This is a genomic window from Colwellia sp. MB3u-45, from assembly GCF_014077005.1.
Lineage (GTDB): Bacteria > Pseudomonadota > Gammaproteobacteria > Enterobacterales > Alteromonadaceae > Cognaticolwellia.
The window spans coordinates 21,727-47,146 of sequence record NZ_JACGVC010000043.1; the positions used below are offsets into that span (position 1 = coordinate 21,727).

The window sequence follows — 25,420 nt, forward strand, 5'->3', positions numbered from 1 at the left end:
TAGTATTATTTGAATCAAGCCTTTATGGCTATTTTATTGTTAGACAGAGTTAAGGTTGTGCTGTTTGCTTGGGGTTTCTCGGATAAAACTTATCCGGTAAGCCATTTATGTGTTCAAAAAATCGTGTGTCTTTGTAAGGCAGCTTCATAAAACCAGAAATACCAATACCGGTAATTGTTGGTAGCAACTGTAATATTTCTGTCAAGCATTGCGTAAATTCTGCTTCTTTATCGTGATTTAGCAACATTAAATAACTGTGAATTTTAAGGTGTCGTGGCAAAACTTCAAAAATAATACAACCTGTGTGATGGATCTGATTTAAACGCCCTAGCACCACCATAACTTCGTCGGGTAAATATAAATATTCATCTGGGTCGACACCATCTTCAAAGTAAGAATGCAGTCGTGTTATATCGTCAATATCAGCAATATCACTGACATCAAAATGGATAACTTGATTGGCTAAGGCTTGAAAGGGTTGCTCTTCATTTTCACGCTCAACATGCAAAGTGTTTCGGGCATTGAATAAACAACTTTTAAAAACCCCTATTCTGAATATCCCTTGAGCTAAGCGCACCATATTATTCACCGCACTTTGAAATGATGTTTTCAGTTTCGGGTCAAATAACGATAAGTTTGAGTCAATATACACGCCATTTTTTTCCCAACGCACCGCTAAGCCACCCACAACAGGAAAATTAGCTAGTCGGCTAACCGCAGCAACAAAAGCCTTCTCAGTATCGCCCATGCCCATCAGAAAATTCTTAAAGTATTTTTCTAATTGCACGTCGTCTATATCATTTAATTCGTCTACCTCTACAGATTCTCGCAGGAAAGATTTACGCGAACCATAAACCACAGTATCCATATTTTTGTGATAACTTTTACACCAAACTGGCACTAAAGGCTTAATTTCAACCGGCAAAGGCGGATCGGCCATCACGGTGTTTTTTAACAGGGCTAGATGTTTAAAAAAATAGTCCCCGGCTTGATTTCGCTCACTTCTGTCTTTGCTAAACATACCCGATAATATTTGTGCCAGTAATTTAGGCAAGCCCAAAGATGAAGGCGTGATCACCGCACTACCATAGCGACAAGACTGCCCTGAAGCTAAGGCATATAAGGTAGCCGCTAGCCCTTGTTCGTCAAAACGGGGCGACGACATTTCACCGCTAATTTGCTCATCACCAATAAAGTAAACATCGCCTAAGCGGGCATTACTATTTTGTAAGTCGCTGCTCATTAAATCCATAACATTATTAGCGGTAGATTGGCCATTAACATCAAGTTGGGCAGGTACTGAAGAGCCCCAATCGATTAGGTAGACTTTCTCAGTTTCAGGGTCAAACACCACATTGGAAGGTTTTATGTCACCATGAACATAAGGCCTACCCTTCTCGTGTTGACTAGAATCGCGCAAATAAATCAGAATATCAGCAAGTTGTAGGGCAATTTTAACGATTAATTCACTCGGTAAAGGCCCTTCTTGATAGGACAACTTCTCAAGATCTATGCCTGGAGCACGCTGCATATGGACAATTGATTGGCGCTTTATCTTATAATAACCCATGATTTTAGGAATACGTTCATGAGATAATTCTCGCTGAATATCCGCTTCTTCAGCTAAGCGATCTTGAACATGTTGTGGCAGATTAATACGGGAAAACTTAAAAACTTGTGATTGCCCATGTTCGTCTTCACCGCCAAAGACAAAACCATAAGCCCCTTTACCAATGAGCGCGATATTTTGATAACCCAACAAAGTTAACTGCTGCTGACAAAGCTCAACCCATTGCTTTAACTTGGTTGCATCTTCATGATTTAATAAATAAATCGACTGTTCTTCAGCGATATAAAAATGCTGGAGTTTCTTTTCCGCCACTAGACTTCCTTAACTGTAAACATCTGGATCTAGATAAATTATCATTGAATTTAAGGCTAATTGATATCTTTTAGCTGAGTTCTTGTGACTAAAGTAATTCAAAAACATTGAGTTATTTAAATTTATCATTTCTTCAGCCTAATTTTTAATAAAAAAAACCTGCATAATGCAGGTTTTTTTAATCAAGATAATTGAACAAAAATTATGACATATGCACTAGCATATTGCTTGGCTCTTCAAGGAATGACTTCCATAAATTACAAAAACGAGCAATGGTGCCACCGTCAATAGTACGATGATCGCCAGACCAACTCACTTGCATAATTGAGCGAGCTTCCACTTCACCTTTGTCATTAAAGCGGGGTAATTTTTGTAACTTACCTAAGGCAACAATAGCAGATTCAGGCTTATTGATAATAGGCGTTGCCACCGTGCCACCAATAGCGCCAATGTTTGAAATGGTGATCGTGCCACCTTTCAAATCAGCTGCTGGCACTCGACCTGAGCGCGCGTCATTGGTTAAACGGGTAATATCCGCAGCTAAGTCTAAAATAGATTTTGTTTGTACTTGTTTAACATTAGGTACTAACAAACCTACTTTCGAGTCAACGGCCATGCCAATATTATGATCGTCAAAATAAGTTAACTCGGTACAATCTTCATTCACTTGCGTATTCACTAACGGAAATTGTTTCAACGCTAACGACATAGCTTTCATAAAGAATGGCATCATGGTTAATTTAATATCTTGCTTGGCATAAACTTCTTTTAGTTCTCCACGCAATTTAATCAAATTGGTCATGTCGATTTCTTCACAGTAAGTAAAGTGAGGAATAGTCGATACTGACCTAACCATAGCTTTTGCCATCACAGCTTTTATACCGCGAATAGGTTCAACGCGTGTGCCACCAAAAACACTACTGGTAACATTGCTAACATCAGCAACGCTAGGGTTAGTTGCCACTGCGGGTGCTGGTACTTTGTTAAAAGCTAAAACATCTTCTTTATAAACCCGACCTTTTTTACCACTGCCAGGTACTTGATGAATATTAACACTTAACTCACGCGCAACACGGCGCACAGCAGGACTCGCGACAGCTTTTTTATTCACTACTTTTGCTACAACTGCTTGAGTTTCAACAACCTCAGCCTTAGCTGGTGCATTAGTGGCAACAGCTTTTGGAGCTTCAACTACAGCAGCAACAGTCGCTGGTCCAGAGGCGGCAATTTCAACGGCAAATAAGGGTGCATGAACTTTGGCAATTTCACCTTTGGCATAATAAAGCTTAACCACTTTACCTTTATGCATAGCTGGTATTTGTACCAAGGCTTTATCGGTCATCACATCAGCTATCGGTTGATCTTCTTCAATCAAATCACCTTCAGCTACTAACCATTCAACCAATTCACATTCAACAATACCTTCACCAATATCAGGTAAAATAAAGTCTTCTACTTGAGTGCCGCTTGCACTTGCAGTAGTAGGCGCTGGCGCTACAGGTATTTCAGCGGCTATTGTGTCATCTAATGTTGGTGCAACAGCGCTTTGCGTTTCAGCGCTACCTTCTGGTGTCATAGAAAATAAAGGTTGATGAACTTTCGCTATCTCGCCTTGTGCGTAGTAAAGTTTGTCTACTACGCCAGAATGCATCGCTGGAATTTGAACCAAGGCTTTGTCGGTCATCACATCAGCAACGGGCTGATCTTCTGCAATCACATCGCCTTCAGCTACTAGCCATTCAACCAGTTCACATTCAACGATACCTTCGCCAATATCTGGCAGTATAAAATCAATGCTCATGCTTATAAATCCTAGTAGGTCATAGTGGTTTTAATTGCTTCAAAGATCTTTAAATGATCTGCAGCGTATTCTTTTTCAAGTGCTAATGGATAAGGTGTATCCATGCCACAAACTCGAGCAATTGGCGCTTCTAAATGCAAGAAACATTCTTGTTGAATAGTCGCGGCAATTTCACTGGCAAAACCAGCCGTTAAAGGGGCTTCCTGACTGACAACAAAACGCCCTGTTTTAGTCACTGAGTTGGCTACTGTTTCAATATCCCAAGGCAAAATGGTACGTAAATCAATAATTTCACATGAAATACCGTCGCTTGCTGCCAATGCTGCTGCTTTCTCAACGATCTCAACTTGAGCGCCCCAAGCCAGTAAGGTGATATCACTGCCTTTTTGTACAACTTCAGCTTTACCTAAGGGTAGTTCGTAGTCTTCTTCTGGCACTTCGCCAACTGATGCACGATACAAACGTTTAGGTTCAAAGAATATTACCGGGTTATCGTCACGAATTGACGCCAGTAACAAACCTTTTGCTTGATAAGGGTTACGAGGCACCACAACTTTTAAACCCGGCGTATGAGCAAAATAAGCTTCAGGTGATTGGCTATGATATAAACCACCGGCAATACCGCCGCCGTATGGCGTACGAATAGTCAGTTTACCCACATCAAATTCATTACCACTGCGGTAACGAAATTTAGCTGATTCATTAACAATTTGGTCAAAGGCCGGAAAAATATAATCAGCAAACTGAATTTCAGCAATAGCGGTACTACCTTGCGCGGCTAGGCCATTAGCAAAACCAATAACACCTTGCTCAACCAAGGGGGTATTAAAGCAACGGCTTTTACCGTATTTTTCTTGTAAACCACTGGTGGCACGGAATACGCCACCAAAGTGACCCACATCTTCACCAAAACAAACCGCACGATCGTTTTCTGCCATCACGATATTAAGCGCGTCATTAATCGCTTGTAATAAATTGATTTGCGCCATTACTTAATTCTCCCTGACGTAAACGGGTAAGCTTTAGGATGTTTTTTGATATGTTCTTTAAGATCATCAAATTGACTTTGTAACAAAGGCGGTACTTGGTCATAAACATCAGTAATGAGATCTTCTACTGGTGGCTTGTCAATTTTTTCAGCCACTTTAACAGCGGCTAAAACTTCATCTCTTAACTTTTCAAACAAGGCAGTTTCTTGTGCTTCGTCCCACCAACCTTGGGCAAGCATCCAGTTCTTCATCCGAAGAATTGGATCATGTTCTTGCCATTTGGCTTCTTCTTCACGTGTTCTATAACCTGAAGGATCATCAGACGTTGAATGCGCACCTAAACGGTAAGACATAGCTTCAATTAATACCGGCTTGCCTTCTTTTATGCCATATTCACGCGCCAATTGTACGGCAGCAATTACAGCTAAAATATCATTGCCGTCAATACGTATGGTTTTCATACCGTAACCCACACCACGTGAAGCAATACCATTACCGACATATTGTTCTTCTGATGGCGTTGAAATAGCGTAGCCATTATTACGACAGAAGAAAATAACCGGTGCTTGATGTACAGCCGCCATGTTTAAGCCGGCATGAAAGTCACCTTCAGACGCCGCGCCTTCACCGAAATAACAAATGGTAACCGCATCTAAACCTTGCAGTTTTTGACCATAGGCATAACCGGCAGCTTGTGGGATTTGTGTACCAAGTGGTGATGAAATCGTCATATAGTTCAATTCACGACTACCGTAATGAATTGGCATTTGACGACCTTTACCTAAATCTTTTTCATTGCTGAACATTTGGTTCATAAAGTTTTCAAGGCTAAAACCTCGAAACATTAATGCTCCCTGCTCACGATACTGCGCCATGATCATATCTTGATCTTTCAGGCCAGCAGCACCACCAACACTAGCAGCTTCTTCGCCAAGTGCCGTCATATAAAAACTGATGCGACCTTGGCGCTGTGCTGCCACCATACGTTCATCTAATACACGATGAAAAGCGAGCGTTTTATAGGTTTTAGTCGCTAATGCTTGATCTATGTTTGGCATGGCAGCATTTTTATAAATGCTACCATCTTGTTTCAATATTTTAAGGATTGGAATTTCAACTGAATGACCATCAATAAAAGCGGGTTGATGTACAACCGGGCTTTCGCTATATACGTCAGTGTTCATAGCCTTCTCTTTTTTTATTAACCTTGGATATAAGGTAACATTGCCTATTCTACCTTGGCTTTAATTAATGAAAGTATAGAAGCTTTCAACGCAAGGTGAGTATTAATGTCGTTGTTATGAATTGTTGGTTGTAATAATCGCGATCACTTTACCTTTACGTAAACTGAAACACAAGTCTAGTGATCAAAGTGAACTGTTCTGCAAGCCTTGCAGCGAGCAGAATTCTTTACAGTTATATTCGCTATAATCAAACCTATGAGTCTAAGTCATTGATAAAAAATATTTTAGTTTCAAAAAAATCAGTAGCTAAATACCGAAGTCCATTTAGACGCAGACTTTTAGTTTCAGTTCTAAGCTAAGTATCTAAGTAACGAGATTCACCTAGGCACAGGCTATGTCTTCCAGACATAACCTAAGTAACTAAGTCCATTTAGGCACAGGTTATTTGTTCCAGACATAACCTAAGTACCTAAGTCCATTTAGGCACAGGTTATTTGTTCCAGACATAACCTAAGTACCTAAGTCCATTTAGGCAAGTGTTGTGGGGGTAACGGTTAGCATCGCACGTTGGCCAATAGCGACATTAGCATTAGGGAAAATAATCGCTTCGCCGTCTTGCTGAGTTTTAACTTCATTTTCACCGTCAATCGCTAATACATGACCTTTAGGAAAGTCTGTGAAATTTTCAACATCATCAGCAAAAGTTAACGAAAAATTTTCATGCTGGCGATCAATCACTTGTGATATTTCATAAAGGTTAAAATCGCTGGCTTTATATGGCACTAAATCAAGCTGCTGACCTGACACTAGCTTGGTCAAAGTGTCTCTAACTTGAACAAACTGGCTCATATCATTCTCACCAAATGGACGTACTTTACCTAGCTCAACGGTAAAAGCATCGGCGCCAAATTCATGTGACGAAAAATAACTGAAGGTAGTAGTTGGAGAATGTGACAATAAAATAGTGCTAACACCGCAGGCATTTAGAAACTGTAGCTGACTTTTTTTACGCGGCGCGCCATGCAAAAAAGGGTAAACCGCAAATTTGTCACACTTTGAGCCACGAATAGCGGTATGTAGATCGTAATGACAACGACTACGTTCTTCGCCATCTGCTGAGTCTAATTTACTGCCTGCAACGAAGAAGTCTCTCACTGTGTTTTCTAATAACAAAGCACGATGACGCTCTTTATTAATTAACCCCGCACCTTGGCCTTGGTCTTGTGAATGGCCGCCAGAAAACAAACGATTCAGGTTTTCTTCAATAAAGCGCTCGGCAATATTCATTGAGGCCGGATTACCAAAAATAAATAATACCCGCTCTGCTAACGCCAACTCACCTCGGATCAATTGGCCAATAATATCGCTGCAAATTTCAATTGGCGCGGTTTCATTACCATGAACAGCACTCGATAAAACAATATCTTGGCTGCTAGCACGATCAATCGGTTCGAAGGTAATTAAGCCGGTATCTAATACCGTGACTTTACTTGAGGTTTGAGAAGCTTGATGCGTAACATCAAAACTAAAAGCGCCACCAGGTAATGACCATTCATTAGCACGAGTCATTGAGAGAAAATCACCACTTTGTTGTAAAGTTGATGCGAAGGCATTGGTTGAACTTGAAAAATCACTCACGCGTTTTCACCTGTTGTCATAAAAGAGTTTAATTGAGTAGCCTAGATTGGAGACGGCAACGCTTATTAATTGTTGATTGCTGATTGCTGATTATGCGCTATTGTACTTGATTTGAAACTAAAGGTCTTTGCGCTGCAAATTTAATCTCTTTTGTGCATGATTACTCAGTGTGAGCTTTAACAGTAGATATTTTTTGTCGCTATTGGTTGCTTAGTAGGTTGATTGGTTAGTAGTAAAATATTCGTCTTTAACTGTCTCAGCCATCTTATTAAGCACTTTAAGCAAGCGGTTTAAAATAGTGAAAATTACAACTTTCAGAGTTAAAAGTTTAACCAGGTTACTAACTCGCTCTAGGGTATAAAGCGAGTTAAAATTTTATGCTAAACGTAGACATTTGCAGGCGTATTATGAACCTATGACTTGGGTTATTAACAGCCACTTTTGTCGCTAGCTATTAAAATTAGGACTTAAATTTTAATAGCTACTTTTGTTGCAATAGCGTTTGAACTCTCCTGAGGTCATGGCGACTATCTTCGAAGGTAGCTAGATTAGACAAATATTATTTTTAGCGCGCAATATCCCCTAAAAATCTTCGATGTTTAAATTTGGTTTGATGAAACTTGTTAACCTTGCTGCGGATAACTATTTTTGCACAAAGGCTTTATAAACTCCGTTTGTCCAACCAAAGCCTTCTTGCACATCATACTCGCCTCCTTCAGCTTTATCACTTTGCTGGCAGACATTGTATTTTTCCATCAGCTTGCCCGTTTTGTTAAAATAAACCTCAACAGTATTAAGCCAACGACTTTTAATTGTTTGCGCTAAAGACGCTTGCTGATAGTTAAGTAAACCTTGCACCGCAAACCAGTGTAAAGGTGCCCAACCGTTAGGGGCGTCCCATTGTTGGCCGCTGTTAATAGCTGTAGTCGTTAAGCCTCCTTTTTGCAAAAACTTATCTTCAATAACATCAGCTATCTGCTCTGCTTGGCTTGAACTGGCTAATTGTACAAATAAAGGTAACACGCCAGCTAAGGAATACACCGCACTCTGGTTTTGCTGACCGATATCGTAATCCATAAAATAACCCTGCTTCGTTGACCACATATAACGATTAATAGCATTTTTTCTGCTTAGGGCATAATTCTGGTAACTTACACTCGCGGCTTTATCGCCAATCGCTAAATAATAATCAGCCAGTAGGCTTTCTTGTTTATACAACAAGCAATTTAAGTCTACTGGAATAATTTGGGTGGTACGAATAGACGCCAATGACTGCGCATCAGCCAACCAGCGCGAGCTAAAATCCCAACCCGACTCACAAGCCGCACGAATATTACGATAAAACTCACCAGGGTTTTCGGGCCTTGACTGATCTAGCAATTCTATATCTTCTTTATATGACTCTGACCGTGGTGTTTCGTTGTCGTCCCAATAACGATTCAAAAAGCTACCATCAGGCATTTTTACAACACGCCTATGCTCATATTGCCCCTGAGATAAACTGGCACTTCCCTGCATCCAAAATTGGTATTCCACTTCAATCGGCGTAATATATTTTTTTAAAAATGCGCCTTTATCGTCTTGATAAGGTAAAAGCAATTCAACTAATAAGCCTAGAATAGGTGGTTGAGAACGCGAGATATAATAGCTTCTATTGCCATTAGGAATTAAGCCGTAACGTGATTGTAAGTCGACAAAATTTTCTAACATAGATTCAACTAGCGCAACTTGATTCGACTCAACCAAGCCCAAAGCAGTAAAATAACTGTCCCAGTAGTATATTTCTCTAAAACGCCCTCCTGGCACTATATAAGGTTTATTAAGGGCTAATAAAGAGCTATTGAGTTGCTGATCTGCTGGCATGCGTAAAGCTTGCCATAAAGCGTCAATTTGCTTATTAATATCAAGACTTGGTGTTTCAATAAGTATTTCATTTAGCTTAGGAATAATAAAATTTTCTTCAACAAATTCAATGATATTTTCATTATTAATTGGCGCTGAATTATATTTTTTCAATATATCTTCAAGCGGAAATCTGGCTATGGCGTCAGCAAAAGTTTTACTATCAGGAAAAATGCCACTCATTTGTACTTGATTAAATAGCTCACTTTCAAAGAATGCTAAGCTTGTTTGAACTTTTGACGTTATATTATTGGTGTGTTTCATGCGAGTCTCTATACCGGCTTTAAATCGAGCGTTTTCTGCGTTGCCGTTTTGAAAAAATACAGACTAATAAAAATTAGTCCCATAGGAATAAGTGACAGATAAAAAGCGGTTTGGCCGCCAAAAGCTTGAAAAGAGAAGCCGGTAATAATTGAACCTGTGGTTCCCCCCAAAGCAGAAAAAATAACAATTAACCCTGTCATAGCCGCATGTTGCGAACGCTCTATACTGCTTAACATCACTGAATTAAGTACTGGATAAATAGGTGCCATCATCAAACCAATCAGGGGTAAAAGATAAGCAACTAAAGGCGCATCAAAAATGCTGGTCACATTTTGTGTTGAAGAAAGTTCGGTTAATGGTAATAGCACGATAATGGTTAGCCCCATCACGATTAAGCAGATGTTGAGTAACACATACCAATGAATTACTCGTAATACTTGTCCGGCCAATAATCGACCAATGGCAAGCGCAGCCGCAAAAATACTGGTCATTTGTACGCTAACATTACTGGGCAACCCTAGGACCTCACTGTTAAAGGTGGGTAACCAAGTGCCAATACCCTGCTCAATTAATACGTAAAGGAAGATAGACAGAACAAACACCAACACTAAGGGCTGAAAGCTCATTTTAATCATGTGCATAAAACCACTGATCATGTTTTTATTTTCACTGCTTATTTCAGCTTTCTCAATGGAAGAAAAAGCGACTAAGACTAAGGTTAACGCGATCATTGCGGCCAAAGGGTAATACACGTCTAACCAATCAGTAGAGGTTTTAATATTAGGGTCGACATAAAAGCTAAATAACCAATAGCCTGACAAGCTACCCAACATAAAAATACCTTCAATGGTGTTAAGTAGTGACGAATGTGATTTTACCGATGATGATAGTTGGCCAATAATCGAGTAAACCGATACTTTGACTAACGCAAATGAAACACCAATGCAGGCAAACAGTAACTTAATCACCCAAAAACTGCCCAGTATTGGAGTAATCAAACACGCCAGTGTCACTAATGACAAACCCATCATCAAGGTGACTTTATAGCCAATTCTTGGAATGAGAGAGGCTATAAAAAAAGAAACAAAAGCAATGGATAAGTCTTTAAAGCCTTCTAAAGTACTAGCTTGTGGCATACTAACACCAAAACTATTAATCGATTGAAGGATCACTGTACCAACGCTATTTAGCAGAATGGCAAAAACAAAATAGGCTGCTGCAATAGCACTTATGGTGACTAGTCGGGACATACTTTAACTTATCCTTGAAGGTGATTTCACTTAGTGTATAACAAAAAAACCATAATGCAAACGTTTGCATTATGGTTTTTTTATAATCTATATCCGCTAGTAGCTTAACTATCGCGGGTAGATTTTCGCTTAATAAGCTCAATGTCGATGACAACAGACTCGGCTGCTTGGTGATTAAATTGCCTTAACAGCTGCTCAACCATTATTTTAGCCGCTAATTTAGTGTCCTGTTTAATGGTAGTTAAGGCGGGATGAAAAAGTTCGGCCATCGCAATATCATCAAAACCAATAATACTGACATCATTAGGAATGTTAATGTATCTTTCTTTCAAAGCCTTTAAAGCCCCTAGAGCCACCATATCACTCGTAGCAACTATGCCATCAAAAAATAACCCTTTAGCTAAAATTATCTCGTCAATTTTTTCATAGGCAACTTTACTGGTAATGTCACAAGATAAAGTTAACTCGGTTGAAGAGTCTATATCAGCTTCTATTAAGGCTCTTTTATAGCCTTTATAACGTTCACTCATTTCAGCATGTTCAGGATCGCCGAGAAAAAGAATACGTTTACAGCCGCCGTCAATCAAATGCTGTGTTGCAAGGTAGCCGCCCAAGTCGTTATTACTGCCAACAATAACGTAACTGGATTGTGCCGTTGGAGCGCCCCAAACCACAAGCGGAGCACCTGATTTAGCCACTTGCTCGACTTGTGTTGTGCTTTTACCCTGGCCAATAACTATAATGCCGTCGGCTCTGCTACTGCTAATAAAATAGTTAGCCCAATCATCATTAGCCATGTGCGAATTTGACAATAATAATTCATAGCCGTGTTGATTAAGCTCTTGGTTCAAGTCGCCAACAACTTTAAGTAAAAAAGGGTCGCTGATACTTTGGTCTGTATCATCAGTTAAATTTAAAATAACGGCTACAACATTAGTCTTTTGGGTACGTAAACGACTTGCCGCTCGGTTTAAACTGAAATTGTGCTCTTTAGCTAAAGCTTGTAGGCTTTCTCGCGTTTCTTTTTTTATCAATGGGTTATCTTTCAAAGCCCTTGATACTGTTGACGTCGAAACACCGGCTAGTTTTGCCAGCCCTGCTAACGTTAATTTGTTGTCATTAACCAATTGTCTTTACTTCCTAAGTTGATACAACTTTCGATTTTACCGTCATAAATTTACAGCTTAATTTTTTCTACTTAATAATGCTCAAGAATTATTGCACAATTAGCCAGTAATGCAATTGAAAACAAAAAAATGCAAACGTTTGCAACAATCGACTTGCAAACGTTTGCATTCACACTTATATTGCTCGTGGGGAAAAATATATTCAACAAAACTATTAACTGATAAAGCGAATGCTCTTATCAGATCAGGGGACAAAACATGACTAAGAATTTCAAACTATCTGCAATCACCATTGCAATAACCTTACTTTGCCAAGCAAATAATGTTTTAGCTGCAGAAGAATCAAACCGTAAAGTAGCCAATGAGAAAATTGAAAAAATTATCGTTACTGGTACTTTTAGTGGTAAAGCGGTTGCTAAGGAAGAAGCCAGCTTTGCTATTAGCTCGTTTTCTGAAGAAGATATTAAAAGATTAGCACCAAAAAGCACTGCTGACTTGTTTAAGGCAATTCCTGGTGTTTGGTCTGAAAGCTCAAGCGGCGTTGCTGGTGCCAATGTTTTCGTGCGTGGCTTCCCTAGTGGTGGAGATGCGCCTTTCTTAACAGTTCAACTGCAAGGTGCGCCAATATTTCCGCCACCAACGCTTTCTTTCCTAGAAAATTCAACCCTATTTCGCTTAGATGAAACAGTAGAGTTTATGGAAGCACTACGTGGTGGTACCAACCCAGTGATCAGTAATGGTCAACCCGGCCTTACCACTAACTTTCTATTAAAAGAAGGCTCAGAATATACCGAAGGCTTAGTAAAGTACTCTACTTCTGACTACGGTTTACAGCGTGTAGACGCAGTGGTGAGTGGCAGCCTTGCTGATGATCTGTTCTTCATGGTAGGTGGTTATATTAAAAGCTCACCCGGTGTGCGCGATGCGGGTTTTAATGCTGAAGAAGGCAATCAATTTACGCTTAACTTAACGAAAGTTTTAGATAACGGTAAAATCAACTTCTACACTCGTCAAACTGATGACCATGGTGTTTGGTATTTACCAACACCTTTAAATGTTGAAGGTGTTGATAATAAATTTACTCAAATAGGTACATTAAATCGCCAAGCAAGTATTCAATATGGTCCTGAAGGTAATAAAACCACTGAAACGGTTGATTTTGGCCAAGGGCGTGGCTGGAATGGCTCAGTATCTGGCGGTAGTATTGATCTAACTTTAGATAATGGCTGGGGAATAGTAGATCGATTCATTTATACCAGTGGCGATGCTGATACCTATGGCTTAGTACCAAACGGCTCAGCCGTTAAATTATCAACGGTTGCGGATAATGGCAGTAGTGCATTGGGCAGTGTTACAGGTACTGAATATTCAGGTGATACTGATGTTCAGCAAATTGGTCGTTGGGTAGTTAAAAAACAAATTGAAGCATTTACCAATGATTTCGCTTTAACCAAAACCTTTGACAAGGGCAGCGTAACCGCCGGTTTATATAACTCTACTTTTTCTGCCAAAGATTGGTGGGCATTAGGAAATCATTCCTATCATGTAATAGCACCCGGCGGTGAAAACCTGACTGGTATCGATTGTAATGACAATGTGGATAGCTGTGGCTGGAATTACGATATCAATAGTGTTGGCGAGGGCCGTACAACAGCCCTTTACCTTGCTGCTTCTTATGAAGTATCAGATGCAATAACGATTGATGGTGGGTTGCGTCGTGAAAACCATCAAATTGAGTACACGGTTGACGAAGGCCTAGACGGTACTATTACCAAAGCAGTTTCATACGATGAAACAAGCACGGCATGGACAGTTGGTACGAACTGGATGTTTGCTGAAAAACAAGGCATTTTTGTCCGCGCTAGTGAAGGCAGTAAAATGCCTTTCTTTGATGATTTCAGAGATAACTTTGGTGCCTACCAAACCGGTGAAGATCTGATCAAAGATGTTAGTCAATTTGAATTAGGTTATAAGCTTTCTACCAATAGCTATGAGCTTTATGCTACAGGTTTTTTCAACGAGGTAAAAGGTGACACTTTCGTGGCAACGCCAGGTGATCCTGCAGAAGTTTTTACCAATGAAGCTTATGGCGTAGAACTCGATTTTAATTACTACAGTAATAATGGTTTTTCAATAAACCTAAATGCTACTTTGCAAAAAACAGAAGTCACTGAGCATAGCGATCCACTGGTTATTGGCAATGAATCGCCAAGATTACCAAGCTATCAAGTGCGGGTAACACCTAGTTATAATATCGACTTTAGTAATGGCATGTATGCCACCTTGTACGGCACACTTAGCGTGGTAGATGATCGTTTTAGCGATGCATTAAATACCCCAGCAGCAATATTAGAGGGCTACGAGAAAATTGACCTTGGTATGATTTTAAATCTTTCTGATGCAGTACAAATGCAATTATCGGTAAGTAACTTAACTGATGAAGAAGGTTTAACCGAAGGAGATCCACGTGACACCTTATCTTCAAATGGTCGTTACATCTTAGCGCGTACTATTGATTTTAATGTCAGTTATCAGTTCTAGTTTGCACTAGCGTCAGTTAACAACAAAGCGAAACAACTTGATTCGCTTTGTTGTCTTGACTCACTATTAACTATTAAACTAAGCCAGTAACTAAGCCAGTAACTAAGCTTACCATAGATTAATAACTACCCATTTGCCAATCTAGCAGCAAAAGTAGTAGAAAAAACAGAGCTAATTAGCACATAAAGTTATCGCTTTGTGCGCTAATTCATTTCATCAACTCAACACTGCAATACACTGCAATTTTTTCGCCACTAACGATTTAACAGCTCGGCATTGCTTGGATATTTTTTCAGTAACTCAACAAGTTTACTCGCACCTTCTGTGGGTTTAAGCCCGGTAAATGCTCTTCTCAAATTTTTTATATTTTCGAGATCCTTAACATTTAACAGCAGTTCCTCACGGCGCGTACTACTTTTAGCCATATCCAAGGCAGGAAAAATTCGTTGTTGTGCAGCTTCCCGTGATAAAACAACTTCCATATTACCCGTGCCTTTGAATTCCTCAAATATCACTTGGTCCATCCGGCTGCCAGTATCAACAAGTATGGTTGCTAAAATAGTCAGTGACCCACCATGCTCAATCTTTCTCGCCGCGCCAAATAATTTTCGTGGTATCGCCATCGCGCTAGCGTCAAGGCCGCCCGACATAGTACGGCCACTGCTTTTCTGATTGGCATTATGTACTCTTGTCAGTCGAGTTAGAGAATCAATAACAATCATAACATCATGACCTTCTCCCGCTTCCTTGCGCGCAATATTAAGCAGGTTATTAGCGACACGAACGTGTTGGTCATGGTTTTCATCCGTAGAGGAAGCATGTACTTGTGCCGACACACTGCGCTTAAAGTCGGTCACCTCTTCTGGACGCTCATCAATAAGTAAGGCATAAAGCTTTATTTCGGGATAAGCTGTCGCCACTGCTTGGCAAACATCTTTTAAAAGCGTGGTTTTTCCGGAGCCTGGCGGAGCTACAATCAAGCCTCGTTGCCCCCTGCCAAGCGGTGTAAACAAATCCATCGCTCGCATGGAAAGTTGCTCAGAGCCTGATGCTAGCTCAATACACTGATAAGGATTAATGGCTACGCCATTTAAAAAACGCTTTTGTGGGTCATCACAAGATGCATCTTTAACTACTTCATGCACTTGTTTGGATATTTTTTTTCTTTTGACCGGTAATGTTAATATTTTTCTTGTCATGATATCGCTTTATAGCTCTGGAGAGTGAAGTGTTCTTTAACCTCGGTATTTTAGTCTAAGGTAACTAACGGGTATTACACCCATACAATATTAGCGACCTGCTCAGATTATATTTTATTAAAATAGCGATTAAGCCACTAGAAAAAATTGATCAATATTTTCAGCGGTTATCTTTAAAATCAAAATCTAAATTAAGCTTAAAGTGCTATCGCTCTGCTTCCCTTGCTATCACCGAAAAAACTATATCCATAGCATTGTAAATTAAGCTAAAGGAGCCCAATTTATCATCACAGAAAAGCGTTTTTTTAGCTAACGTTTTATGTCAGTAAAATAAATTAAGCGCTAACGTAGCATTTTTATAGCGGCTAACTTTCCTATTAAAGTCATGGTAGATAGAGTCACGTTGAAGAGTAATTACCAGCAGTTTTGAGAATTTATGCCATCATTATCAATGACTATTTTATCGCTTTATTTTACTCATTGGACATAAGTAAATTTCAGCGGCATAAGGGCTCTATTAATTGTGCTCGTTTTAAGTAATTAACAGCGCACTTGTGCGGATGGTTCAATAGCGATCCTGACTGTTGATTTTTAATGCCAGTTTTTATCACTGAGTCGGCTTGTTTTTATTGTTCAGGATGACATTGAAAAGCTGAACTTAATATCTTAACAGCGTTAATTTGCTCACAAAAACCAGCAACAAAGGGTTGCAAAATTCAAAGCTCATTTCTGATAGCAATAAATAACTTAACGCTTTATTTCTCGAAATTTAGGCATAGGTTTAGCGTTATACTTTGCCAATAAATCTGTTGAATAAGAAATAACTTGACCACGTCCAGTCGCTTTAGCAAAGTATAATGCCTTATCTGCATTGCTTAGTAGTTCATCTAAAGTCGTACCATGTGTTGTATTCTCGACAATACCAGCACTAAAACTAAGTTGAGTCATGTTTTTTTCTGGCGTCAGTATTTCATAACATTTTATTGAATCTAAAACCGTATCAATCAGCGTAGTTAACTCTGCGCCATTGCGTGTGTAACTAAAGACACAAAACTCTTCTCCACCAATACGGGCAAAATAACAGTCATTATCTAACGCTAGTGTAACTTTTTCAGCGAAGCGCTTTAGCACATAATCACCGAACTCATGGCCATAAACGTCGTTAAACTGTTTAAAATGATCAATGTCAATTACGGCGATAGAGCCTTTAGTATTATTTTGGTTTTGGTTTTGGTTTTGGTTTTGGTTTTGAATGTATTCATTAAATCTTTTGAACATAGCTCGACGGTTGGCGATACCGGTTAATGAGTCGGTATAGGCCATTTTAATCAGGCTCTTTTCTTGTGTTTCCATAAGAGAAGCATAAGCCTGTAATGAATATTCTAGTTTTTTCAGCTCGGTTATGTCCTGACCAACAATCATGAGTTGGTCTTCATCATAATCACTCATGGTAACTTTGATGGTTTTACGCGTGCGTTCAGCTTTTAATTGTATGGTAAATGCATAAGGGCTTTGTGCAGTTACAGCTAAGACTTGCTCTCTAGAGAATTCTTGATATTTACTCTCAAATAGGTTGAAAATGGCCTCGCCACATTCCCCTATGATCGCCTTAAACTTGCTACTCGAATAAGATGGGGCTAATGTTTGCCTGTTACATATTGCAACGACAACGTCTAATTTATTTAATAAATCAAATCCCATGGTTATTACTCCGCGACAATTAACGATTTTCGAGCAGCTATCAAGCGAGCTAACGCCTTGATATCCTCGTCTTCAACTTTAAAATTGTTCAAGGTAGCGATAAAAATATTGACCACTTCATGCCATTCAACTTCAGTTATCTTAAATTGACTATGGGCTGATTTGAGCTTTTCATCATCATATTCACCTGGGCCTCCCATCATAGCCGCCAAATATTTGGTTTGGTGCTCGATTAATGCCTCCATCCTAATTGGTTCAAAAATATAAGCGACAATATCTGACTCTAGAACTGCATCGTAAAACTCACCCACAAGAGGATATAAAGTGGCAAAGCCCCCGTATTTTTCAAAATAATTTATTGCCGTCATTTAATTTCCATTTCTAGTTCTATTGCTAGAATTTATCCATAACTAGGAAGCCTAATATTTCGCTAAGCTAATATCTCACTAACTAAGTGACTACTTGCTCTTTTTTTCAATGAATATAACAAGACTAAAGCTTGCTATATTCATCTTAACCCGCACCTCAATACTTGATACTACACTAAGCGTAAATAAAACTACCTTAACGTCTTGTTACATTCATCTTAACCCACACTACAATACTTGATAATACACTAAGCGTAAATAAGACTACCTTAACATCTTGTTACATTCATCTTAACCCGCACCACAATACTTGATAATACACTAAGCGTAAATAAGACGACCTTGAGTATCATAAGAACAGAAAGTAATAGATAAATATTAGAATGACATAACGATAAATAAAGTCACCCACTGGCAACTTTATTTAACACCATTCTAACCATATTTTTTATGCTTGTATTACAAACCAGCAGCCACAAAGGCAGCACTGACAAGTTTTTGTGCATCGCTAATAATTAACTGTAAATGCGCATCATCAATAAAACTTTCGGCGTATATTTTATAAATATCTTCAGTGCCTGACGGGCGAGCAGCAAACCAACCATTTTCAGTACACACTTTAATGCCACCAATAGCGGCATTGTTACCGGGCGCATGTGACAATATTTGGCTGATTTTCTCACCTGCTAGCATATCAGTAGTAATAGCATCGGCGGTTAGTGCCGTCAGTACCTGCTTTTGTTGCAAGTTAGCGACCGCCTCAACACGGCCATAACAGGGTTCGCCTAATTGCTTAGCTAATGCTTGATATAATTGATAAGGGTCTTTACCAGTAACGGCAAGCATTTCAGCCGCAAGTAAAGTCATCACAAAACCATCTTTGTCTGTGGTCCAACAGCTGCCGTCACGGGCGATAAATGTCGCGCCGGCGCTTTCTTCACCGCCAAAGGCATAGCTTGCATCATGTAAACCATCAACAAACCATTTAAAACCAACAGGTACTTCTGAAAGAGGACGGTCAATAAGCTTGGCAACACGGTCAATTAGCGAACTAGAGACCAGTGTTTTACCTATTTTACAAGTTTTAGGCCAGTTTCGGTGAGTCATTAAATAGTGAATAGACACGGCTAAGTAATGATTGGGGTTCATCAAACCACCGGTTTTAGTCACAATACCGTGGCGGTCAAAATCAGGATCGTTGCCGACGGCAATATCAAACTTGTCTTTCAAAGCAATTAAGCCAGCCATGGCATAAGGTGATGAGCAATCCATGCGAATTTTGCCATCTTTATCTAAGGGCATAAAAGCAAAACTAGCATCAACCACTGGGTTGACTACGTCTAATTTCAAACCATATTTTTTAGCGATTACCGGCCAATAGTGAATACCTGAGCCCCCTAAAGGGTCAACACCAATATGTATACCTGCTTTTGCAATGGCTTCCATATCGACTACTTGGCTTAATTGCTCAACATAAAAAGTGATAAAGTCTTCACGAGTCAGTAATGCAGATTTTAGCGCTTGGGTATAATCAAGGCGTTTAACATCAAGCAGTTTATTCGCAATTATTTCGTTCGCACGCTGCTCAATAACTTGGGTTATTTCACCTTCAGCTGGACCACCATGAGGAGGATTATATTTAATGCCGCCATCGCTGGGTGGGTTATGCGAAGGCGTGATGATCAAACCATCAGCTTGGCTTGACTGGGTTTTATTATGGACAATAATCAAGCGTGAAATAACCGGCGTTGGCGTAAAGCCATCATCGTCTTGAATAACAACAGGGACATTATTGGCGATCAATACTGAAATAGCAGAAGCAAAGGCTGGCTCAGATAACGCATGGGTATCTTTACCTAAATAAAGTGGCCCATTAAAGCCTTGCGCTAAACGATATTCAGCTACTGCCTGACAAATAGCTTCAATATGCTGCTGATTAAAGCTTAATTTACTGGCATTACCACGATGCCCAGAAGTACCAAAAGTCACTTTTTGCTCGGCAATGTCAACATTAGGTGTTTGTAAAAAATAGTCGCTAACCAAACGACCAAGGTTAATTCTATCTATCGGTCTTGCCAGTTTGCCTGCATGTTGATGAATGGTCATTTAATTTCCTTATCCCTTATAAAAATTTAAGCCGTATACCTTACTTGATCACAGATTAATATCACCATGACAACTAAAGTAAATCGCGAATGTCTTCTACATCTTGCTCGTTATAGCCTAATGCTCGACTGACTTCGGTCAACATCATTTTTTTACGGGTAGTGTTTGAGTTTGTAATCACCCAAAATGGGCTTTCTGGAATCTGACGAGGCTTAGTACTACTGCCACTAGCCACTAATTCTGCTTCACTGGCCGCAAAATATAAACGGTCACGACCTCTGATCTGACAAGCGACTGAAAAACGCTGGCCGTGCACCCGATGTAATGCCGCTAATACCAGTAAAAATCGACCTACAGCGCCACGCTGCATAGCCAACTCTTCTCTATTGATGTAATGAAATACTGAGCCATTAACATCAACCTTTGCATCAGCTACTGGCTCTTCAACAACTGCTTCTACAATTTGTTCAACAACTTCTACTTTAACGGCAGCTACAACCTCAGCATTGTTTTGGCTGGGTAAGTTAATTAGACGACGTAATATCGACGAGGCACTTTCGCCAATATACTGGGTATTTGAGGCAATATGTTGATAAAGTTCTTCATCTATTTCGATGTTTTTCATTGATGACCCTAGGAAAATTATGATAGATCGCGGCAAGATTATACTTGCGTTAATAATAAGTCTCTATAGTGGATTAACAAATGATGGAAATATTTTTCAAAAAGCCATTGGGTAAGCTCTTAAAATTAAATATTAGCCACCACAATCAGCACGCTCAAATCGATATACTGCTTGATTTTAATAAAATTTAATTTAGATTTTATTACCTCAAAATGTAAAAATAAGCACAGTTTTATTCCTTAAATAACACCATAAGAGACTCCAATGGCAAAGCTTTTAAACTATCAACAATCTGGCAGCGGTAAAAACATTATCCTTATCCATGGTTTATTTGGCCGCTTAGAAAACCTCAATATGGTGGCAAAAGCCTTAGCGGAAAATTATCGAGTCACCAGTGTTGATGTCCGTAACCATGGCGACTCATTTCACGATAGTGTGATGAACTACTCAACCATGGCACAAGACATCATTGATATTATGCAGCACCTAGCCATCAATAGTGCCGTAGTCTTAGGGCATTCTATGGGCGGAAAAATAGCCATGGAATTAGCCCTTACTGCACCAGCGCTAGTTGAAAAGTTAATTGTTGCCGATATAGCCCCTGCTGAATACCCACCGCACCATAAGCAAATAATTGCTGGCTTAAGGTCACTTGACTTTACCACGATAAAACAACGTAAAGACGCGGATAAACAGCTCAGCCAATATGTTGACAATCTCAGCGTGCGACAATTTTTATTGCGTAATTTAAGTAGCGAAAATGGCCAGTTTTCTTTTAAATGTAATATTGAAAACATAGCAAAAAATTATCCACATATAATGACAGCTTATCAAGGCAACAATAGCTATCAAGGCCCCACCCTGTTTATCAAAGGGGCTAATTCTGACTATATATTGCCCGAACACCGCACTGCAATATTACGCTTATTTCCACAGAGTCGTGCTCGCGTTATTCAAGGGGCTGGGCATTGGTTACATGCTGAAAAAACGCTTGCCTTTAATCGCAGCGTTGAAGGATTTTTAACAAGTTAATTGATCTAGCGCTAATACCAAACAGTATAACTTTGTATAATTAGCGAGATAAAATTATTTTATACTCATAGGCGCCAAAATAGCAAAATAATGCTGACAAAGTGGTTACTCAGGTAACAAAAATAATGTCTTTAAAAGCCGTAATATGCTATAGTGCGCCCTGAAAATTTTAGGGTTAAATATGTTAGCAGAACACTTCGAATTAATTGAAACCATTGGGCTAAATTTATTTTTTGCTTTTATCTTTATTTTCATTGGCTTATCAATGCATGATGTAATGAAAAAAAACGATGTACCTAAGATCGGAAAGATAGTTGTTTATTTTGTATTATTTTTAGGGTGTGCTGGATTTATCGCAAAAGGCATCATTCAGTTTATTTGGGAAAGCCAAGGCGTTGGGTAAGTAAGTAATAAGATGGCAAAAGAAGTAGCAGATTTAACGACCATTGACTTATTTAGCGATGAAAAGCGACCGGGGCGACCAAAAACGAACCCCCATTCACGCAGCGTGCAAGTAAAAATAAACAAACGCAATCAGGTCAAGCGCGATAAGAACAATGGCTTAAAGCGAATAGAGTTTAAATTACATCAAGATGTATATGAACGCTTAGACGCTTTAGCAAATGATAAAGGTGTTAGTCGAAGTGAATTAATAGAAGCCCTATTAGTTCAGTCGCTTGATGCCAACGATATTAAAGTTTAGTTAGCTATAAAAAGGTTAAATTGATGGCAATTGTAGGTTTATTTTTCGGAAGTGACACAGGCAACACCGAAGCCGTAGGCAAAATGATCCAAAAAAAATTGGGTAAAAGCCTTGTCGATGTTAGAGATATCGCCAAAAGTACCAAAGAAGAAATCGCTGAGTTCGATTTAATAATTTTAGGTATTCCTACCTGGTATTATGGCGAAAACCAATGTGATTGGGATGACTTCTTACCTGAATTAGAAGAAATTGATTTTACCGACAAACTCGTGGCTATTTTCGGTTTAGGCGATCAAGAAGATTACTCTGAGTACTTCTGTGATGCGATGGAGCCATTGCGTGATATCGTGGAATCAAAGGGCGCTATTATTGTTGGTAACTGGCCAACCAAGGGTTATGAATTTGAGGCCTCTAAGGGCTTAGTTGACGAAAACACCTTTATCGGTTTATGTATTGATGAAGACCGTCAGCCTGAACTAACCGCCGAGCGCGTCGATACTTGGGTTAAACAAATTTACGATGAACTATGTTTAGCTGAGTTAGCAGACTAACGCTTTACACAGTAAACTACATTGTATTGAAAGAGCCAGCGGTTAGCTGGCTTTTTTGTTGCTATTATAGCTAATACCAATTTCACTAATTATCTGATCATTTTTACTGGTTAAAACAACCCACTACTGCGTTATTTATTTAATAATTAGAACAACTAGTTATTAAATAAATGCCTTATATTTGGCCATTTTACCTGCGTATAAAGTAGACCACCTAGTTAATGAAATTGGTATAACAAAACCTGCTATACGCTTGCAGCCGGACATGCGTTTAAGGTATATACATTAATTTTCAACCCTTCATCTAAAAAAACTAGTAAACAAAAAATGTAGCCATACTAGCGCATAAGCGCTTGAGATAAAGGCAATGGCGGTTGACTATCACTATAGTCCAAGGCATTTAATAGTTAACACTTAGTAATGCTGCTCCTAATTAAGTTTAATTATTTGATTTTAATAATTAAACTTAATTAATATCGTGAATCTTGCTATCATGATCTTCCGATGGTTTGGTACTGATCTTTCTAATGAAAATATTTATTTTAAAATCAATTTTGTTGTTTTTTTTAGTGCTTCCTCAACTGAAGGCATTTCAACCACCATCGGCCATTGAAAACATCACCTTTTATACTGAGATTTATCCGCCAGCCAATTATTTAATCAATGATGAACTCAAAGGCATTTCAGCAGATACGTTAAAAGCTATCTGGAAAAATTTAGACATACCTGAGCAAGAAGTACTGTTAGTGCCATGGGCACGTGGCTATAAATTTACTTTAGATAAAAGTAATACCGCTTTATTTACTGTGTCTAAAACTCAACCACGTGAAAAGCTATTTAAATGGGTTGGGCCTTTTTTTCATTCTACTCATGTCTTATTTGCCAAAAAATCAAAAAACTTTAATTTTTCCAACTTACAGCAAGTGTTTAATCATACTGTTGTAGCGGTAAAGGATGATATTTCCGGTATTTCGCTACATAAAATGGGTTTTCCTGCGGCTAGTCTCGCAGAAATTTCACAACTAGAACAAGCCTTTTTGTTGATGCAATCAGGTCGTGTAGACATGATGGTTACCTCTATTCATGCTTTTGAGCATTTAGCGAAAAAAAGCAACTTAAATACTGATGCCTATGAACAGGTTTGGCAGGTCAACAAAACAGGTAATTACTTGGCATTTAATATCAATACACCCGATCACATAATACAAAGCTACCAGCGAGCCTTTGATAATATTGCTAAACAGCGATTAACCATTAAACAACAATATGACTTGTCTCCAGCTGAGTACTAATTAACAGGTTTTTTAGCTATAAAAGGACTTTAGCCATAATAAACTTGTTTTTTCAGCTACGAATTTTCATGGTTAAAAGTGACTTAGCCAGTTTCCTCTGAAAAAGCCTTACCTGATTAAATATAAAATAAGTGTTTCAGCAATCGACTCACTTTGATTCAAACTCGGTTTATCCTAGTTACTGGCTGGCAGTGTTGTAGGATAAGAATGCTGTGCTCTGTCCTCTGTTAACAGTTAACTATCACTGTTAAGCTAAATAAGTCGCGAAAAAGAAATATAATGTCGTCGCAACACTTATCACAATAACAACACCTCTGACCTGCTTTTGTGGTAGTTGGCGTGATATATTCGCCGCCATATAGCCTCCTACTAACGTACCACATAACAAAATAGTGCCTTCATACCAGACAATAACGTCATTATAAATAAAAAGGGCGATGGCAATTAATGACACGGCCGCTGACACTAATAATTTCAATCCATTCATTGCATTGATGTTGGTATGGCCGGCTAATGCTAAATAGCTGAGTATAATGATACCCAATCCCGCGTTAAAAAAGCCGCCATAAATAGACACTCCCAAGAGTAGTATTAACAGTAAAATCCCACCGATAGCAGATGCGTGTTGGTGCTTAGTCGCTATTTTTTTAAAGCCTGCATTAAGCTGACCACCAAAAATAAACAGTACAGTGGCAAATAATAACAACCAAGGAATAGCGACTCGAAATATCCCTTCTGATGTTTGCAGCAATAGCCAAGCACCAAAAACACCGCCTATTAAACTGATAACGATGATGAGTAAGAGTTCATCTTTATGCGCAGCAAGCTCTTTTCGAAAGGCATAAGTACCGCTCATATAACCGGCGCACGACGCAAAAGTATTGGTCGCATTAGCCATAATAGGAGGAATACCGACAAAGATAAGCGCGGGAAAGGTAATAAAACTTCCACCGCCGGCAATCGAGTTAACAACACCACCAAAAAAACCGGCAAGGAACAAAAATATGAGTTCAAATGACATGATTAATAATAAGCCTGTAAAGATAAAAATGGGTTAAACGGTAGCATATTTTCTTTCAGCCCCAGATACTGGCAAGTAAAATGCCTGTGTGATGTTCAATCCTAACCTGATTTCATCCATTTGAATATTATATATGATGACGGCTTGACTACTATTTGACTAGTGCTTGACTAGAGTTTCATCACTGAATAATAGAAATTAATCGACAAAAGAGACAAAGCGATATAGTTTAGCTGTATCATTT

20 protein-coding genes are annotated in these 25,420 nt (G+C 39.1%); 6 read left to right on the forward strand and 14 right to left on the reverse strand.

What is annotated here, in order from left to right; genetic code table 11:
- Positions 1 to 49: 49 nt before the first annotated feature.
- The 8 genes from H4J41_RS04895 to H4J41_RS04930 all read right to left on the reverse strand — a co-directional run bounded on the left by H4J41_RS04895 (position 50) and on the right by H4J41_RS04930 (position 12,037).
- Positions 50 to 1,882: a protein kinase domain-containing protein gene (locus H4J41_RS04895; protein ID WP_182136102.1), complete on the reverse strand. Its 1,833-nt coding sequence runs from the start codon at positions 1,880 to 1,882 to the stop codon at positions 50 to 52.
- Positions 1,883 to 2,084: 202 nt separating this feature from the next.
- Positions 2,085 to 3,683 carry a dihydrolipoyllysine-residue acetyltransferase gene (locus tag H4J41_RS04900; RefSeq protein ID WP_182136103.1) on the reverse strand — a complete coding sequence of 533 codons (1,599 nt, stop codon included), beginning with the start codon at positions 3,681 to 3,683 and terminating at the stop codon, positions 2,085 to 2,087.
- An 11-nt stretch (positions 3,684 to 3,694) separates the two neighbouring features.
- The gene (locus H4J41_RS04905; protein WP_182136104.1) at positions 3,695 to 4,672 is read right to left on the reverse strand and encodes an alpha-ketoacid dehydrogenase subunit beta; all 978 of its coding nucleotides are present in this window, start codon (positions 4,670 to 4,672) and stop codon (positions 3,695 to 3,697) included.
- Entirely contained in the window at positions 4,672 to 5,856 is a 1,185-nt protein-coding gene (locus tag H4J41_RS04910; protein ID WP_182136105.1) for a thiamine pyrophosphate-dependent dehydrogenase E1 component subunit alpha, read from the reverse strand. The genes H4J41_RS04905 and H4J41_RS04910 overlap by 1 nt, the downstream gene beginning before the upstream one ends.
- A gap of 528 nt (positions 5,857 to 6,384) precedes the next feature.
- Positions 6,385 to 7,494 (reverse strand): succinylglutamate desuccinylase, encoded by a 1,110-nt coding sequence (gene astE, locus H4J41_RS04915; protein WP_310649796.1) that lies wholly within the window; start codon positions 7,492 to 7,494, stop codon positions 6,385 to 6,387.
- A gap of 642 nt (positions 7,495 to 8,136) precedes the next feature.
- Positions 8,137 to 9,660: an alpha,alpha-trehalase TreF gene (gene treF / locus H4J41_RS04920; RefSeq protein WP_182136106.1), complete on the reverse strand. Its 1,524-nt coding sequence runs from the start codon at positions 9,658 to 9,660 to the stop codon at positions 8,137 to 8,139.
- Positions 9,661 to 9,668: 8 nt separating this feature from the next.
- Positions 9,669 to 10,910: a sugar MFS transporter gene (locus tag H4J41_RS04925; protein ID WP_182136107.1), complete on the reverse strand. Its 1,242-nt coding sequence runs from the start codon at positions 10,908 to 10,910 to the stop codon at positions 9,669 to 9,671.
- Positions 10,911 to 11,014: 104 nt separating this feature from the next.
- Complete coding sequence (locus H4J41_RS04930; RefSeq protein WP_182136108.1) at positions 11,015 to 12,037, reverse strand: LacI family DNA-binding transcriptional regulator; 1,023 nt, start codon at positions 12,035 to 12,037, stop codon at positions 11,015 to 11,017.
- 258 nt (positions 12,038 to 12,295) lie between these two features.
- Between H4J41_RS04930 and H4J41_RS04935 the strand changes: the two genes are divergently transcribed.
- Positions 12,296 to 14,578 (forward strand): TonB-dependent receptor, encoded by a 2,283-nt coding sequence (locus H4J41_RS04935; protein ID WP_182136109.1) that lies wholly within the window; start codon positions 12,296 to 12,298, stop codon positions 14,576 to 14,578.
- Between the two features lie 254 nt (positions 14,579 to 14,832).
- On the opposite strand, the gene rho is transcribed toward H4J41_RS04935, so the two are convergent.
- The 5 genes from rho to seqA form a co-directional block, all read right to left on the reverse strand.
- A complete protein-coding gene (gene rho / locus H4J41_RS04940; protein ID WP_182136110.1) occupies positions 14,833 to 15,777 on the reverse strand; it encodes a transcription termination factor Rho in 945 nt (314 codons plus the stop codon).
- A gap of 747 nt (positions 15,778 to 16,524) precedes the next feature.
- Positions 16,525 to 17,478: a GGDEF domain-containing protein gene (locus H4J41_RS04945; protein WP_182136111.1), complete on the reverse strand. Its 954-nt coding sequence runs from the start codon at positions 17,476 to 17,478 to the stop codon at positions 16,525 to 16,527.
- Between the two features lie 5 nt (positions 17,479 to 17,483).
- Complete coding sequence (locus tag H4J41_RS04950; protein WP_182136112.1) at positions 17,484 to 17,846, reverse strand: group 1 truncated hemoglobin; 363 nt, start codon at positions 17,844 to 17,846, stop codon at positions 17,484 to 17,486.
- 459 nt (positions 17,847 to 18,305) lie between these two features.
- Complete coding sequence (pgm, locus tag H4J41_RS04955) at positions 18,306 to 19,952, reverse strand: phosphoglucomutase (alpha-D-glucose-1,6-bisphosphate-dependent) (RefSeq protein WP_182136113.1); 1,647 nt, start codon at positions 19,950 to 19,952, stop codon at positions 18,306 to 18,308.
- A gap of 73 nt (positions 19,953 to 20,025) precedes the next feature.
- A complete protein-coding gene (gene seqA / locus H4J41_RS04960) occupies positions 20,026 to 20,577 on the reverse strand; it encodes a replication initiation negative regulator SeqA (RefSeq protein ID WP_182136114.1) in 552 nt (183 codons plus the stop codon).
- Positions 20,578 to 20,841: 264 nt separating this feature from the next.
- Here seqA and H4J41_RS04965 point away from each other — a divergent pair, with 264 nt between their 5' ends.
- The 5 genes from H4J41_RS04965 to H4J41_RS04985 all read left to right on the forward strand — a co-directional run bounded on the left by H4J41_RS04965 (position 20,842) and on the right by H4J41_RS04985 (position 24,155).
- The gene (locus tag H4J41_RS04965; protein WP_182136115.1) at positions 20,842 to 21,609 is read left to right on the forward strand and encodes an alpha/beta fold hydrolase; all 768 of its coding nucleotides are present in this window, start codon (positions 20,842 to 20,844) and stop codon (positions 21,607 to 21,609) included.
- A gap of 181 nt (positions 21,610 to 21,790) precedes the next feature.
- Positions 21,791 to 22,012, forward strand: a complete 222-nt coding sequence (locus tag H4J41_RS04970) for a DUF2788 domain-containing protein (protein ID WP_182136116.1) — start codon at positions 21,791 to 21,793, stop codon at positions 22,010 to 22,012.
- A gap of 12 nt (positions 22,013 to 22,024) precedes the next feature.
- Positions 22,025 to 22,312, forward strand: coding sequence for a LexA regulated protein (ybfE, locus tag H4J41_RS04975; protein WP_182136117.1), 288 nt, complete (start codon positions 22,025 to 22,027; stop codon positions 22,310 to 22,312).
- A gap of 23 nt (positions 22,313 to 22,335) precedes the next feature.
- Entirely contained in the window at positions 22,336 to 22,863 is a 528-nt protein-coding gene (gene fldA, locus H4J41_RS04980; RefSeq protein ID WP_182136118.1) for a flavodoxin FldA, read from the forward strand.
- Between the two features lie 527 nt (positions 22,864 to 23,390).
- Positions 23,391 to 24,155 (forward strand): ABC transporter substrate-binding protein, encoded by a 765-nt coding sequence (locus tag H4J41_RS04985; RefSeq protein ID WP_182136119.1) that lies wholly within the window; start codon positions 23,391 to 23,393, stop codon positions 24,153 to 24,155.
- A 247-nt stretch (positions 24,156 to 24,402) separates the two neighbouring features.
- Here the strand turns inward: H4J41_RS04985 and H4J41_RS04990 are convergent, their stop codons facing one another.
- A complete protein-coding gene (locus H4J41_RS04990) occupies positions 24,403 to 25,176 on the reverse strand; it encodes a sulfite exporter TauE/SafE family protein (RefSeq protein WP_182136120.1) in 774 nt (257 codons plus the stop codon).
- Positions 25,177 to 25,420: the final 244 nt, after the last annotated feature.

Coding starts and splice junctions, on each gene's coding strand:
- treF (WP_182136106.1), bottom strand. CDS start 9,660: ATGAAACACACCAATAATATAACGTCAAAAGTTCAAACAAGCTTAGCA.
- ybfE (WP_182136117.1), top strand. CDS start 22,025: ATGGCAAAAGAAGTAGCAGATTTAACGACCATTGACTTATTTAGCGAT.
- H4J41_RS04970 (WP_182136116.1), top strand. CDS start 21,791: ATGTTAGCAGAACACTTCGAATTAATTGAAACCATTGGGCTAAATTTA.
- H4J41_RS04945 (WP_182136111.1), bottom strand. CDS start 17,478: ATGGGATTTGATTTATTAAATAAATTAGACGTTGTCGTTGCAATATGT.
- H4J41_RS04910 (WP_182136105.1), bottom strand. CDS start 5,856: ATGAACACTGACGTATATAGCGAAAGCCCGGTTGTACATCAACCCGCT.
- H4J41_RS04935 (WP_182136109.1), top strand. CDS start 12,296: ATGACTAAGAATTTCAAACTATCTGCAATCACCATTGCAATAACCTTA.
- H4J41_RS04965 (WP_182136115.1), top strand. CDS start 20,842: ATGGCAAAGCTTTTAAACTATCAACAATCTGGCAGCGGTAAAAACATT.
- H4J41_RS04950 (WP_182136112.1), bottom strand. CDS start 17,846: ATGACGGCAATAAATTATTTTGAAAAATACGGGGGCTTTGCCACTTTA.
- rho (WP_182136110.1), bottom strand. CDS start 15,777: ATGACAAGAAAAATATTAACATTACCGGTCAAAAGAAAAAAAATATCC.
- H4J41_RS04900 (WP_182136103.1), bottom strand. CDS start 3,683: ATGAGCATTGATTTTATACTGCCAGATATTGGCGAAGGTATCGTTGAA.
- H4J41_RS04985 (WP_182136119.1), top strand. CDS start 23,391: ATGAAAATATTTATTTTAAAATCAATTTTGTTGTTTTTTTTAGTGCTT.
- pgm (WP_182136113.1), bottom strand. CDS start 19,952: ATGACCATTCATCAACATGCAGGCAAACTGGCAAGACCGATAGATAGA.
- H4J41_RS04925 (WP_182136107.1), bottom strand. CDS start 10,910: ATGTCCCGACTAGTCACCATAAGTGCTATTGCAGCAGCCTATTTTGTT.
- seqA (WP_182136114.1), bottom strand. CDS start 20,577: ATGAAAAACATCGAAATAGATGAAGAACTTTATCAACATATTGCCTCA.
- H4J41_RS04990 (WP_182136120.1), bottom strand. CDS start 25,176: ATGTCATTTGAACTCATATTTTTGTTCCTTGCCGGTTTTTTTGGTGGT.
- fldA (WP_182136118.1), top strand. CDS start 22,336: ATGGCAATTGTAGGTTTATTTTTCGGAAGTGACACAGGCAACACCGAA.
- H4J41_RS04905 (WP_182136104.1), bottom strand. CDS start 4,672: ATGGCGCAAATCAATTTATTACAAGCGATTAATGACGCGCTTAATATC.